Origin of the sequence: Vreelandella maris, assembly GCF_013371085.1 — a bacterium.
In the GTDB taxonomy this organism is placed as follows: domain Bacteria; phylum Pseudomonadota; class Gammaproteobacteria; order Pseudomonadales; family Halomonadaceae; genus Vreelandella; species Vreelandella maris.
In genome coordinates this window covers 13,516-27,345 of record NZ_JABWCV010000036.1, presented here as the reverse complement: position 1 = coordinate 27,345, position 13,830 = coordinate 13,516, and the positions used below count along the sequence as shown (strand labels likewise).

General features: G+C 51.2%; 10 protein-coding genes and 1 rRNA gene. 4 read left to right on the top strand and 7 right to left on the bottom strand.

From position 1 onward, the window contains the following. Positions 1-212 (bottom strand): 16S ribosomal RNA (locus HUO07_RS19875); the annotation flags it as partial. A 425-nt stretch (positions 213-637) separates the two neighbouring features. Here HUO07_RS19875 and HUO07_RS19870 point away from each other — a divergent pair. After that, the gene (locus tag HUO07_RS19870; RefSeq protein ID WP_176304938.1) at positions 638-1,624 is read left to right on the top strand and encodes a cytochrome-c peroxidase; all 987 of its coding nucleotides are present in this window, start codon (positions 638-640) and stop codon (positions 1,622-1,624) included. 58 nt (positions 1,625-1,682) lie between these two features. On the opposite strand, the gene HUO07_RS19865 is transcribed toward HUO07_RS19870, so the two are convergent. From HUO07_RS19865 to HUO07_RS19840, 6 genes are all read right to left on the bottom strand, one after another. After that, the gene (locus HUO07_RS19865; protein WP_176304937.1) at positions 1,683-2,675 is read right to left on the bottom strand and encodes an adenosine deaminase; all 993 of its coding nucleotides are present in this window, start codon (positions 2,673-2,675) and stop codon (positions 1,683-1,685) included. A 34-nt stretch (positions 2,676-2,709) separates the two neighbouring features. After that, a complete protein-coding gene (gene cydC, locus HUO07_RS19860) occupies positions 2,710-4,416 on the bottom strand; it encodes a thiol reductant ABC exporter subunit CydC (protein ID WP_176304936.1) in 1,707 nt (568 codons plus the stop codon). Further along, positions 4,413-6,089, bottom strand: a complete 1,677-nt coding sequence (gene cydD, locus HUO07_RS19855) for a thiol reductant ABC exporter subunit CydD (protein ID WP_176304935.1) — start codon at positions 6,087-6,089, stop codon at positions 4,413-4,415. Before cydD ends, cydC begins: the two co-directional genes overlap by 4 nt. Positions 6,090-6,093: 4 nt before the next feature. Continuing rightward, positions 6,094-7,095 (bottom strand): cytochrome d ubiquinol oxidase subunit II, encoded by a 1,002-nt coding sequence (gene cydB, locus HUO07_RS19850; RefSeq protein WP_176304934.1) that lies wholly within the window; start codon positions 7,093-7,095, stop codon positions 6,094-6,096. Positions 7,096-7,097: 2 nt separating this feature from the next. Next, complete coding sequence (locus HUO07_RS19845; RefSeq protein ID WP_176304933.1) at positions 7,098-8,513, bottom strand: cytochrome ubiquinol oxidase subunit I; 1,416 nt, start codon at positions 8,511-8,513, stop codon at positions 7,098-7,100. Between the two features lie 231 nt (positions 8,514-8,744). After that, on the bottom strand, positions 8,745-9,722 hold the full coding sequence (locus tag HUO07_RS19840; RefSeq protein WP_176304932.1) for a calcium/sodium antiporter: 978 nt from the start codon (positions 9,720-9,722) through the stop codon (positions 8,745-8,747). A gap of 349 nt (positions 9,723-10,071) precedes the next feature. On the opposite strand from HUO07_RS19840, the gene HUO07_RS19835 reads away from it, so the two are divergent. Genes HUO07_RS19835 through HUO07_RS19825 form a run of 3 tightly spaced genes read left to right on the top strand, consistent with a single transcriptional unit; the run spans position 10,072 to position 13,766 of the window. Further along, positions 10,072-11,457: a paraquat-inducible protein A gene (locus HUO07_RS19835; protein WP_176304931.1), complete on the top strand. Its 1,386-nt coding sequence runs from the start codon at positions 10,072-10,074 to the stop codon at positions 11,455-11,457. Continuing rightward, on the top strand, positions 11,450-13,150 hold the full coding sequence (gene pqiB, locus HUO07_RS19830) for an intermembrane transport protein PqiB (RefSeq protein WP_176304930.1): 1,701 nt from the start codon (positions 11,450-11,452) through the stop codon (positions 13,148-13,150). Before HUO07_RS19835 ends, pqiB begins: the two co-directional genes overlap by 8 nt. Before the next feature lie 28 nt (positions 13,151-13,178). Then, on the top strand, positions 13,179-13,766 hold the full coding sequence (locus tag HUO07_RS19825) for a PqiC family protein (protein WP_176304929.1): 588 nt from the start codon (positions 13,179-13,181) through the stop codon (positions 13,764-13,766). Positions 13,767-13,830 lie beyond the last annotated feature (64 nt).

The following is a 13,830-nucleotide window of genomic DNA, read 5'->3' as shown; positions in this document are numbered from 1 at the left end:
CGGGAGCCGGAGCCCCCTTTCTCCCGTAGGACGTATGCGGTATTAGCCTGGGTTTCCCCAGGTTATCCCCCACTACCGGGCAGATTCCTATGCATTACTCACCCGTCCGCCGCTCGTCAGCATCTAGCAAGCTAGATCTGTTACCGCTCGACTTGCATGTGTTAGGCCTGCCGCCAGCGTTCAATCTGAGCCATGATCAAACTCTTCAGTTTACAATCATTGTGATCCTTACTCGCTTACCTACGGACTAGCCGAAGGCAGCAAAAGCGGATCAAACTTGGCTCAAGGTTCAAACGAATTCATTTCAATTTACATTGTCATGACCGCTTGCCTTGATATTGGGTGATTTGTCACCATCGTCAGCAAGCGCCCACATGAATTACCTGATCAAATTGTTAAAGAGCTGGTCATCAAGGCCGTGCCCCGTTGACGTGTGGCGTATACTACCCGAATCTCCGGCAAGGTCAACAGTGAAGTCCATATTTATTAGTAAATATCACTACCAATCAACGCCCACCCACCAAAAGCTGCCCAGCCGCAAACATTGACCCAAGACAAAACAACATTTCCTCCCTTACGTAAGCTTAAGAATAAGCGGACTCAAACCGCCGTACGTAAAAGCAAGGGAGAAATGATCATGACTATAAAAGCTATCGTCATACCTGTTCTGATAGCGGGTGCTGTTATTACAACCAATATGGCAAGCGCAGAGGACGGACTGGAAAGCTATCGTAACCGCTTCGAAGCGCTGCCTCACTTACCGCCTATTCCTGCAGATAACTCACTTACAGAAGAGAAGATTGAGCTGGGTAATATGCTATTTTTTGAACCACGTATATCTTCTAGCGGCGTTATCAGCTGCGCCACTTGCCATAATCCGGCGCTTGGCTGGGCTGACCGCATACCACGAGCGGTGGGCCATGATGGGCAAATCGGGGAGCGCAACACCCCTACCGTGCTCAACAGTGGCTTTTTGGAATCCCAGTTCTGGGATGGCCGAGCTGCTGATTTAGAAGCCCAAGCGTTAGGGCCAATTGAAGCACCGGTAGAAATGGCCATGGATTTAGAAATGGCGCTAGATCGATTAGTAGGGTTCGAGCTTTATCAGGAAAAATTCGGCGAAGCGTATCCTAACCAAGAAGACCCCATTACCGATGACAACCTAGCGCATGCACTGGCCGCATTCCAACGCACACTCAACACACCCAGCTCACCTTTTGATCGTTACCTACACGGCGATCAAGAAGCAATTAGCGAACAAGCTAAAGATGGCATGGTGGCCTTTGTTGATAATGGCTGTATCGCTTGTCATCGTGGTTCAAATTTTACCGACAGCCAATTCCATGCGATTCAAGTGCCGGGGTCAACCGACCTAGGTCGCTATGTTGTCACAGAAGAAGAGAGCGATAAGTACCGTTTCAGAACTCCCACGCTCCGCAATGTGGCGGTGACCTATCCATATATGAATAACGGCGCCACCGAAACACTAGAAGAAGCTGTCGCCATAATGGGACAAGAGATGCTGGGACGGGAGTTTGATGATGACACTATTGGTGACATAACAGCTTTTTTGAACACATTAACCGGCGAAATGCCCGAATTTGAAGTGCCCGCACTACCTTAATTAACTTACTGACTTAAACAAAGCAGCCGCCTGGTCAGTATTGCCAGACGGCAATGCTCTATACCTCAGCCAAACGGGCCAGCAGCTCTTCGCGACGCTCCTGAGTAGTAAAGGCTTCTTCGATAGCATTACGCGTTAACTGACGAAATACTGTCTCGTCCCAGCAAAATGCTTCAGCGCAAGCGATGTGATTAGTCAGCATGCCGCCACCAAAGTAGGCGGGATCATCTGAGCTAATCGTGACCTTGAGCCCTTCAGCCAACAGCTTAGGAAGCGGGTGGTCACGCAGATCTTCCACCACTTTTAAACTCACGTTAGAAAGCGGGCAGACCGTTAATACAGTTTGCTCGCTGCGCAAACGTTCAACAACCTCATCACTTTCCAAACAGCGCACGCCATGATCTATACGTTGAACATCAAGCAGATCCAGGGCTTGTTGAATATATTCTGCAGGGCCTTCCTCTCCTGCATGGGCCACTCGGACAAGGCCAAGCTGCTTGGCACGCTCGAACACTTCGACAAACTCAGCAGGCGGATTATTTTGCTCAGCGCTATCTAAACCTACGGCATCCAGCATTTTCCAATAGGGAGCCGCCTGCTCAAGCACATGCAATGCCTCATCTGCAGGACGATCACGTAGAAAAGCCATAATCATGCCGATAGAGAGATCGAGTGTCTCCTCGGCTTCCTGCTTGGCTTTTAATAATCCAGCCATGACTACTTCCAGAGGAACGCCACGCTGCAGATGTGCTTGGGGGTCAAAATGCATGTCGATATGCACTACGCCCTCTCCCCGCGCACGCTTGAAATAGTCCATCGCCAAGTCGTAAAAATCCTCTTCATTACGAAGCACATTCATGCCTTGGAAATAGAGATTCAGGAAACCTTGCAGGTCGCTGAAATGGTAAGCATCTTTGGCTTCTTGCACCGAGGCATAGGGTAAATCAATGTGATTACGTTGCGCCAAGGCAAACATTAATTCTGGTTCCAGCGAACCTTCGATATGCAAATGGAGCTCTACTTTAGGAAGGTTACGTAAAAAATCGTGCATGGAAGGCTCCGTGCTGTCGTATTAACTAATTGATTTATTCACTCAAGCATTGGCTAAGTTTACCGGCATCTAGATCCCAGTGGTACTCGACGCCAGGTAATAGGTTCAGCGAACTAATTTGATGGACAAAGAAAATAGCCGTGCGATTAACAAGCCATTTATCAAGTGAAGCAGCGACATGTTGTGCCGTTTTGGCATCAACGCCCGCAAATGGCTCATCAAGAATCACTAGTTGCGGGTTGCACAGCATCAGGCGGGCCAATGCCAAACGCCTACCCTGACCACCCGAAAGCTGCTGGCCTTTCTCGCCCACCGCCGTAGCTAAGCCTTTCGGCAGCTGCTCAACCCAGCTATCCAAGACAACGTCACTCAATACGTCCCAAAGCATGTTATCGCTAGCGGCGGGGCTGGCAATACGCAAGTTCTCGGCTAAAGAAGCATCAAACAAATCCACTTGCTGAGTGAGTATGGCGAAGTGTTTGGCACGGCTCTCCTCCGAGAGTTGCCACGCTGGCACGCCGCCTACCATCACCTCACCCTGCGTGGCTCTTAAACGCCCCACCAACACACTGGCTAAAGACGATTTACCGGCCCCGGAGTTACCGGTAATCACCGCTCGCTTTCCAGCGGGCAGCTGAAAATCAATACGACTTAACGCGGGCTCTAATGTTTGCGCATAATGAAGAGAGAGCTGATTCGCCTGAATGGTTAAACCAACATCATTAGGTAGCGTAACCGCGGAGACAGCCGACGGTGGGTCACCGGTGAACTCATTTAACCGACGCACCGCCGCGTAGCTCGCGCCCAGCTTCACAAAACTAGCGGGCAGCGTCAGAAAGGCCTCGTTCACCCCCAATGCAATCAATACCGCCATTACTACAATAGGGCCCGTCACCAGCTGCTGGCTAAATATCACACTAGCAAGCCACAATACTGCCAACACCATCAAACCACTAACGGCACTCACCAAGCAGTTTAACAACGCTGCCTTGCGACCTAAACGACGCTGATTGCCGAATGCTTGCTGCTCTTGAGTAGCGATAAGCATCCGGTGCCACTGGGTCGTTTGATAGCTCATTAACTCAGCCGATGCCTGCACTTGATCGACCACTAGGCGGCGCAGCGACTGCTGATCCACTACCTGCTGATAGCTTTGCGAAAATCCCCAGGTAGCAGCAAAGAGGGTCACCAGCAACCAGAGCAAGCCCAATGTCACCGCCATCAGCAAGGCAACGCTGGGCAACCAAATAGCCACAAAAAGCGACACAGCCACCACGCCAAGCAGCGTCACTAACGGTGGCACTAAAAGGCGCAGGTATAAATTATCCAGGGTGTCGATATCCGCCGTTAACCGGCTAAGCCAGTCACTGGCACGCTTACCATGCAAACGAGCATCGTCTAGCCGCGTTAAATAGCCAAACACGCGATAACGCAAGTCAGCAAGCAGCGTTAACACCGTATTATGGTTATAGAGCCGCTCAATATAACGCGCAATAGTACGTGCCAAGGCGAAGAAACGAATGCCGCCACCGGGAACATAAACATCGAGTCGCGCAGGCATACCCATCGCTAGGGCGATACCGGCCAGGGCACTGGCCGTAATAAACCAGCCCGACAAACCCAGCAGGGCAAGCCCAGCGATAAGAGTGACCCAAACCAGCAAAGCACCCACCAAAAAGCGCTGACGCCGTCGCACTAACAGCTGCAGCCAGGGAAGGAAGTCTCGAAAAATGGAACTCATAGGATTGCCTCTACCAACTCGCCCTTATTAAAAGCAAAGTGGCGCTGGGCAACGGCAATCACCTCTGGATGGTGAGTCGCTATCACCAGAGTGCGTCCCTCCTGGGCAAGCTCAAGCAAAGCCGACATAACGAACTGCTCAGTCTCCTGATCTAAGCTCGCTGTAGGCTCATCCAACAGCACTAGCGGGGCATTGCTGAGATATACGCGCGCAAGAGCAAGGCGTTGGGCCTGCCCACCTGACAGCCCTACTCCGCGCTCACCAATAAGCGTATCCAGGCCATCAGGCAGCTGGGTTAAAAGAGGCCCAAAACCTGCTCGCTGAAGCGCAGTCACCATTTCTTCACGGGTAGCGCGGGGTGACGCTAAACAAAGATTATCAATCAAGCTGCCATGCAAGAGGCAAGGCTGCTGATCTAACCAAGCGTATTGGCTATTTTCTTGACGGCGATACTCGCCTGAACTTGGAGCAATAAAGCCTGCCAGTAGCGCCAGCAGGGTCGATTTCCCACTGCCCGAGGCTCCGCTAATCGCCACCACCTCTCCCCTCTTAATCGTAAGATCAATAGGACCAATGACTTGCCCACGTACGGGATAAGCAACGCTAACGGCCGTTAACTCAATAACCGAGGATGCCAACAACGGCGGTATAAAGTCACGTTCACTCACCAAGGCGGGCTGATTGAGTATACTCACCACGCTTTCAGCAGCCCCCAGCGCCGCCGCACGGTCATGGTAATGCTGAGACAGCGTACGCAAAGGCTGGAAAAACTCAGGAGCCAGCAATAACACTGCTAAGCCAGAAAAAAGCGTGAGTGACGATGAAGGCCCGTACTCGATATAACCCAGCAGCCCGAAGCCCACATACATGGCCACAACGGCAATCGCTACCGAGGAAAAAAACTCAAGTACTGCGGAGGAAAGGAAGGCCAGGCGCAAAGTACGCATACTAAGACGCCGATAACTATCAGTGGCATGCCAGACATCCTGCTGAGCAGCTGACGTCCGCCCAAATAGTTGCAGCGTGGTCATACCGCGCACACGGTCAATAAAGTGGGCTGAAAGGCGTGAGACGGCAACAAACTGATCGCGATTAAGACGTTCAGCTCCCATACCCACCAGCGCCATAAAAAGAGGAATAAGCGGGGCAGAAAGCAGTAAAAAAAGTGCTACCAAATAGTCCAGCCACCCCACCACTGCCACTATTAATAGCGGTAAATAAAGCGTAATCCTCAGTTGCGGATAAAAGCGTGCAAAATAGCCTTCCAACGTATCAATGTGCTCAACCACCTGACTGGCTAGAGAGCCGCTATGTTGGCTGGTCAGCCAAATCGGCCCTAGCGCGGACAATTTATCCAACAGCTGAGCCCTGGCGCGCTGACGAATTCGCAAGCTTGCCTCCAGGCTCAAGGTCTCATGGCCCCACTGAAAGGCTGCACGTAACAGCACGCTACCCACCAGCAGGGCAAATACCGGCAACAGATCAATGGGTAAACGATCATGCACAATCAGTTGATCAATCAGCCAGGCCAAGCCAACCACTACCACAACCGTTTGACTGCCGACCAGCACACCGCAAAGAGCAGAGCCCAGCAGGCGTTTACGCTCTCCCCTTGCCAGCGATTTCAGCCAGCTGCGCGGCGTAAGGGAGAGCGCCTCATCAGTTGTTACCATGCGCTTAGTGGTATCCCTCGCCTACACGCACCTTGCCGCGGAACACCCAATACGTCCAAGAAGTGTACGCAAGGATGATGGGGATAACGAAGAGCATGCCAATCAATAAAAAAAGCTGTGATTCAGGGGCTGAAGCTGCATCCCACAACGTGTAGTTCGGGGGCACAATGACCGGCCATTTACTGACAATCAAACCTAAATAGGTAAATAGATAAATACCGATGGTGGCGATAAAAGGAATACCTTCGTCCCGACGCTTAACCGAACGATAAACCATAAACGCCGATAGCAATGCCAGCGCAGGGAATATCCAGATCAATTGCAGATTGCCAAACCAGCGTTCCCACACCATTGGGTTAACGAACGGCGTCCAAATACTGATAATCGCAAAAACCCCTAGCACAAGCGCTAATAGCATGGGGGTAATTTTATAGGCCCAGTCTTGAATATGGCCTTCTGATTTAAGTATCAGCCAAGTAGCCCCAAGTAGCGCGTAGCCTGCCATTAAGCCAAGGCCGGTTAATACAGAGAAAGGCGTTAGCCAATCAAAGGCTCCGCCCACATAGGCGAAATTCTCAACCGGAAAACCTTGAATATAAGCACCTACCACGGCACCTTGCGCAAAGGCAGCGATCGCCGACCCCCAGCAAAATGCGCGGTTCCACCAGTGCCGATTACGCCGTGACTTAAAACGAAGCTCGAAAGCGATGCCACGGAAGATCAATCCAGCCAACATCAAAAAAACACCAATGTACAAAGCTGGCAAAAACACCGAATAAACCAGAGGAAATGCGCCTAGCAACCCTGCCCCACTAAGCACTAGCCATGTTTCGTTGCCATCCCATATTGGCGCCACCGAATTCATCATCACATCCCGGGCATCTTCATCAGGTGCAAAGGGGTAGAGAATACCCAGCCCCAAATCAAACCCATCCATCAGTACATACATCATAATGCCGAAGCCGATGATAAAGGCCCAGATCAACGTTAAATCAAACATTTCCATGTTTAGCTCCTCACCGGGTCAACATCATCATCAAAGGGAGTATGGGCAGCCGACATAGGCCGCATCGGACGCTTGAAGTTATCACTGGCTGTTTCACGCTCTTCTTCTGGCAACATACCGTTACGCACCACTCGCGTGAGATAATAAACACCCGTATAAAACACTACGCCGTAGACTAAGACATAACCGATCAAAGTGAATAACGCCATTGGCCCCGTCAGCGAAGGCGTTAGCCCTTCTTCATGGGTCATCATGCCGTAAACTAACCACGGAGACCGACCCGATTCAGTGACAATCCAACCCGCCAATACAGCGACAAAAGGCATCGCAATCATGCCAGTAAGTGTTTTTAAAAACAGTGGTTGTTCATAGACACGCCCTTTACGGCGTAGGATCAGTCCTGCGAACGCTACCGCTATCATTAACAGGCCAATCCCCACCATTACACGGAATGCCCAGAACACAATGATGACAGGCGGTTGCTCTTCCGGTGGCGCTTCACTGATGCCAGGAATCTCCCCGTCAGGTGAGTGAGTAAGAATGAGGCTTGCTAGATTAGGAATACCAAACGCAAAGTTATTAGTCTGGGCCTCCTGGTCAGGAATGGCAAAAAGAAGCAATGGCACATTGGTGGCTGTCTCCCAATGGCCTTCCATCGCTGCAACCTTCGTGGGCTGGTGCTCCAAGGTATTCAAACCGTGAAAATCGCCAATAACCGCTTGTGTAGGGGCTAAAAAAAGCAACAACCAAAGGCACATCGAAAGTGCACGGCGGTTTGCCTCCGGGTCGCGATCACGTAACAAGAACCATGCGCTAACCCCCGCCACCACAAAGCCGCCTGTTAAGAAAGAGGCAACGGCCATATGCAAGAAACGGTAAGGGAATGACGGGTTAAAGATCGCCTCGCGCCAAGAGGTAACATGGAAGCGAAAGTCAATCAGCTCAACGCCTGCTGGTGTATGCAACCAACTGTTGGCAGATAAAATCCAAAAAGCCGAAATGAACGTCCCAATCGCCACCATAATAGAGGCAAACAGATGCACCCCTTGAGGCACCTTACCTCGACCAAACAAGAGCACGCCTAAGAAAGCGGCTTCCAGAAAGAAAGCTGTCACCACCTCATAGCTCAGCATGGGTCCGAGGAAGTTAGAAGAAGCTAGGGAAAAATTGCTCCAGTTAGTACCAAACTGAAACGACATCACAATCCCGGACACAACTCCCATCCCAAAGACAACGGCGAACACCTTTGTCCAGAAAAGCGAGAGACGATCCCAAGCTGGATTGTTGGTCTTAAAGAATAGGCCATGAAGCAGCGCGATGTAGGACGCCAGTCCAATAGTAAACACGGGGAAGATCGCGTGAAACGACACAACGAATGCAAATTGCAATCGCGATAATACGAGCGGATCAAGTTCCATTTCACTCTCCTAAGGCCTGAATCGATATTCCATCAACGAGTTAACACAAGCTTAGTTGAGCCTTAATGGCAGCGCACTTTTAGTTATAAGCACTAAGCTTATTTCTTAACTATGTTAATTTTTTAAACATATTATTCATTAAGTCACCATCATACATTGACAGCCTAACACCCAAGATGGGTCGCATTGACGCACCAAGCACCATAGCGCTGCGCTATTAGGAACATACGTCTAACGAGACATAATCACGACGCTTACCATATAGCCGGTGTACGCGATAAAAAGCGCCAGTAATATTCCACCTTCCAAGCGATTAATGCGCCGCGTGCGGCCACGCCAAGAAAACGCAAATAGAATCATCAGCAGTGTCATACCGGTCATCACGCTCCAGTCGCGCACCAATACTTCCCGACCTGCTTCAATGGGCGCAATGACCCCCGCCAGGCCAACGACCGCCAAGCTATTAAACAGGTTAGAGCCGACCACGTTGCCCAACACCATGTCGTGTTCTTTCCGACGCAGAGCGCTGATAGAAGAGGCAAGTTCCGGCAGCGAGGTACCAATAGCGACGACGGTTAGACCAATAATCAAATCACTGACCCCGAAGCGAACCGCAATTTCAACCGCCCCCCAAACCAACAGACGTGAACTAGCGATTAAAAACAGCAGCCCTACCAGGGTCCACATAATGGATTTACCCCGGGACATCGGCTTGCTATCCAGGGTCTCAGCTACTTCAGATACGATTGCGTCGTCAGGCTGACTACGTGAGCGAATAATGCTAACAACGATAAAAGCCACTAATGCCAGTAAAAGAAAGACGGCTTCCCAGCGTGCTACAAAACCGTCCAGTAGCATTAAACCAGTCGCCAGCATGACCAGCATAAGTATTGGCATTTCTTTACGGATAACGCTGGAATGAACAGCTAATGGCGAAATAAGCGCTATCAGCCCCAGTATCAAGCCGATATTGGCAATATTAGAGCCGTAAGCATTACCTACCGCCAGCCCTGGGTTACCATCTATTGCTGCCAGCACCGATACCATCATTTCAGGGGCCGAGGTACCAAAACCGATGACAAGCATCCCAATCAACAGCGGCGAAAGCCCAAGCCAACGCGATGTTGCTGCAGCACCATCAATAAATTTTTCGGCACTCCAAACCAATAAGATCAAACCAAACACAACCGCTAATGTGGGAAGCAACATTTCATTTCCTTCATGGCATAATGATCGGCACTAATTTCAATGTTTTGTATCTTAGTGCCACTTCATAGCGAGGACGCTAAGATGATTTTACTAGCAACGCTAACTATCACGTTGCGACCTCTTGCTGAGGAGCTATCCTGGCAGAGAAGCAAACGGCAGTGCTGTTCATCCGCTGCCACTCGCCATTGCGCCGCAGCATCGTTGTCTAAACTGATGCCATGGTCAAGCGGCTTGTCTATGTTTTTGAACATTATTTCAGCCACATAGGCTTGCTATAATGTTCAATTAACAGCTTAATTCGCCATATCCTAGTAGCTTAGCTAGGGATTCGCACTGAGAGTTTTGGTTTTTGCCCTCACAAAGATTAACCAAGCGCCGCACATTACCGGTCAACACACCGCTCGTTGACCGCTCGCCACCTGAGGTAAGAACTCAGCGACGGCGTTTGCGTGCCTGTCATGAATGTGACTGGGTCTCGGCGCTACCACCACTCAGCTCCGGTGAAAAAGCCAGCTGCCCGCGCTGCTCGCATGTTTTAGTCACTCGCCACCGCTACCCTGCTCAGCGGAGTATGGCATTGGCCATCGCATCACTGATCGCGCTGATAGTAGCGGTATCATTTCCCTTTATTAGCTTTACGGTTAGCGGTGTTAGTAACCGTATTGAGCTAACTCAGACGGCCACTACGTTGATTGGCTTTCATCAGCCTATCGTCGCCATCGCCATCATAATGACGATTGTGGTGCTGCCAGCCGTCTACTTATTCGGTGTACTTTGGCTTCAGTTTGGCCTTCTGCGCGATCATCCCCTGCCCTTTAGCCGGGATATTGCCCGAACATTAGCGCACTTAACGCCCTGGATGATGGCCGATGTATTTATTATTGGCGCTCTAGTAAGCCTGATCAAAATAGCTGGCCTAGCCGATGTTGATCTAGGCATATCCTTTTGGGCATTTTGCGTGTTTGCACTATTACTACTGATGACCACTCAATCTATCGACGCAGATTGGATGTGGTTCTCGCTAGAGGGAGAACCCTTGGCCCCAGACGGCACTCAAACTGGAATTCCTGCCGCTGGCCAAGGGTTAACTGGCTGCCCCACCTGCGGGCTTATTAATCGCCTATCGCCACAAGGACGAGGATATTGCATTCGCTGCCATGAAAAGCTTCACCAGCGGTTACCGAATAGTTTGCAGCGCACATGGGCACTGCTGGGCGCCTCAGCGATTATGTACATTCCTGCTAACGTTTACCCGATTATGACCACCACAAGCCTGGGCAGCTCTTCCCCGTCAACCATCATAGGCGGCGTCGTTCAACTGATACAGATGGGCTCCTGGCCAATTGCAGCCGTCATTTTCATTGCTAGCGTTATCGTACCCGTCGGCAAATTAGTGGCCTTAACCTGGCTTTGCCTAGTCGTTAGACGCAGCTGTGTCTTGAATGCCCAAAGCCGTACTCGGCTTTATCGCTTAACGGAATTTATCGGCCGCTGGTCGATGGTCGATGTGTTTGTGGTCGCTATTTTGGTGGCGCTAATCCGTGCAGGATCATTAATGTCGATTACACCAGGTCCCGCTGCACTCGCCTTCGGCTCTGTGGTTGTGTTAACCATGTTGGCGGCGATGACATTTGATCCACGCCTAATATGGGATACCTCACCTCCCCGTAAAAACTCTCTTCGCCACTTTTTTCTTCGCCGTAAAGCGGCCACCAAGGAACCTGTTGATGGCTAATGAAACAACTCCGCCTACTTCCAACCAGCCTAATGCTGACCCCACCAGCGAACAGGATTTAAATAAGGCCAAGACATCGCGTCAAACGCGCCTTTCGCCTATTTGGGTAGTGCCTATCGTCGCCATCGCAATTGGCTTATGGCTGGTATATGACAACTATTCCAGTCGCGGCACCCAAGTCACGCTTACCATGGATAATGCAGAGGGCATCGAGGCGGGCAATACACTGATCCGCAGTCGCAATGTTGAAATTGGCCGTGTTCAGAGTGTGCGTCTATCCGATGATCTCTCTCATGCGGTATTAACCGCCCGCATCCAGCCGGAAGTCGAGGATATGCTGCGCGAAGATAGTCGCTTCTGGGTGGTTAAACCGCGCATTGGACGTGAAGGGATTAGTGGCTTGGGTACCGTACTATCCGGCGCTTACATTCAGCTTGAGCCCGGCACAGAAGAAGCACCAAGACGCGAGTTTCCTGTTAGCGACATCCCTCCCGTCGCCCCGGCCGGGCAGGCAGGCCTGCGCCTAAGCCTAACCAGCCAATTGGGAAACTCTCTTCGCGTTGGCGACCCGGTTTCCTATCAGGGCTACACCGTGGGACGCATTGAAGAAAATAGCTTTGAACCTGATTCACGCACTATGCAGCATCAGGTATTTATTGAAGAGCCGTATACCGACTTAGTGACCGACAGCACACGTTTTTGGACCTCTAGTGGTATCGATTTTCGTTTAGGTGCTGATGGTGTACGCGTTAACGTCGAATCCATTGAAGCATTACTCGGCGGCGGCGTTACGTTTGGCGTACCTGAAGACCTACCCATGGGGCAGCCAGTCGAAGCCAATACCCGCTTCACCCTTTATGCCGATGAAGATGCTGCACGAGAAGGAACCTTTAATCGTTATTTAGAGTATGTACTACTCGTAGATGAAACGGTTCGCGGTCTATCCAAAGGAGCCCCTGTGGAGTTTCGCGGGGTGCGAATGGGCACTGTTGCCGCGGTACCCTGGAACTTTACCGCTCCTCAGCCTGACTCGCGCGCGCGCTTTGCAATTCCTGTCTTGATCAGGATTGAGCCGCAACGTCTGGGTATTGAAAATAGCGATATTAATCTAGAAGAGTGGCAAGCTCGTTTTGACCGCATGTTTGGCCTGGGGCTACGCGCGTCACTCAAAAGTGGCAACCTGCTGACAGGCGCACTGTTTGTCGACTTAAACTTCCAGCGTGACCTCGCCGACGAGTATGTCGCCGAACGATTCTCTGAGCGCGACGTATTCCCTACCGTGGCGGGCGGGTTTGCGCAGATTCAAGCACAAGTGACCGATTTGCTTGAGAAATTGAACAGCCTTGAGGTTGAACCGCTACTCGCTGGCTTGGATCGCAACTTGCAGGCCTCCGAGAGCGTACTTAATGAAGTGCGTGAAGTAAGCACTTCCATCAATCAGCTGCTGAACGACCCTGAGACCCAGGCTATTGGTGGCAATCTAAACGGGACTCTTGAGGAACTGCGTAGCACACTGGAAGGGCTTTCTCCGTCATCGCCCGCTTATCAAGAGCTCACCACTGCAATCGAACGACTGGATCGCTTAATGCGTGATTTGCAGCCACTTACCCGCACGCTTAACGACAATCCCAGGGCTCTGCTGTTTGACAACCTGGATGCCCAGGATCCCATTCCGCGCGCGCCACATGATTAAGGCGCCCTCCATGCTTATAGGGGCAAGTATGACGAACTGGATCAAGTGTTTACTCCTACTAACGATCTGCGCACTGCTAACCGCTTGCGCCAGCAGTGTTACCCCCCCTGCGCGCTATATGCTCCCGAGCGACCCCGTGAGCAACACCACTAACCGGCCAGAGGGCACACTCGTACTGAGTAGCCCTCGGCTTGCGCATTACCTTGACGTTGACGGCATAGTGATGCAGTTAGACGACATTACACTGAACGCGGCACGTGAACATCAGTGGGCGGAAGGATTGAATAGGCAGTTAGAGCGCCGCATGCGCGCCAATTTATCGCAAGCAATGCCCACACTCAGGGTGATGCGCGCAGAGGGCGAGCCCGCTGACGCATTGACCCTGCGTCTTACTGTTGATCAATTCCAAGGCCGTTATGATGGTGTCGCCGTTGCAAGTGGCCAATGGCAATTAGTCAACGGTGCTGGCGAACTGTTGGTAATGGAGAATTTCTACTCGGAGACACCGCTTGAAACAGATGGCTACCCAGCGCTTGTGCGCGCGCTGAGCGAAAGCTGGGGTCAAGCCGCCGAGCTTATCGCCAATGAAATACGCCAAGGCCATTATTTTAATTAATGTAAGGCTTACTAACCGTGGTTTGCTGAACTACGCTAAATATCAGCCTTATCAGGGATGTTCT

What these genes read in the sequence shown, in the direction of transcription:
- HUO07_RS19870 (WP_176304938.1), top strand. Translation starts at nt 638, where the DNA reads ATGACTATAAAAGCTATCGTCATACCTGTTCTGATAGCGGGTGCTGTT.
- HUO07_RS19865 (WP_176304937.1), bottom strand. Translation starts at nt 2,675, where the DNA reads ATGCACGATTTTTTACGTAACCTTCCTAAAGTAGAGCTCCATTTGCAT.
- cydC (WP_176304936.1), bottom strand. Translation starts at nt 4,416, where the DNA reads ATGAGTTCCATTTTTCGAGACTTCCTTCCCTGGCTGCAGCTGTTAGTG.
- cydD (WP_176304935.1), bottom strand. Translation starts at nt 6,089, where the DNA reads ATGGTAACAACTGATGAGGCGCTCTCCCTTACGCCGCGCAGCTGGCTG.
- cydB (WP_176304934.1), bottom strand. Translation starts at nt 7,095, where the DNA reads ATGGAAATGTTTGATTTAACGTTGATCTGGGCCTTTATCATCGGCTTC.
- HUO07_RS19845 (WP_176304933.1), bottom strand. Translation starts at nt 8,513, where the DNA reads ATGGAACTTGATCCGCTCGTATTATCGCGATTGCAATTTGCATTCGTT.
- HUO07_RS19840 (WP_176304932.1), bottom strand. Translation starts at nt 9,722, where the DNA reads ATGTTGCTTCCCACATTAGCGGTTGTGTTTGGTTTGATCTTATTGGTT.
- pqiB (WP_176304930.1), top strand. Translation starts at nt 11,450, where the DNA reads ATGGCTAATGAAACAACTCCGCCTACTTCCAACCAGCCTAATGCTGAC.
- HUO07_RS19825 (WP_176304929.1), top strand. Translation starts at nt 13,179, where the DNA reads ATGACGAACTGGATCAAGTGTTTACTCCTACTAACGATCTGCGCACTG.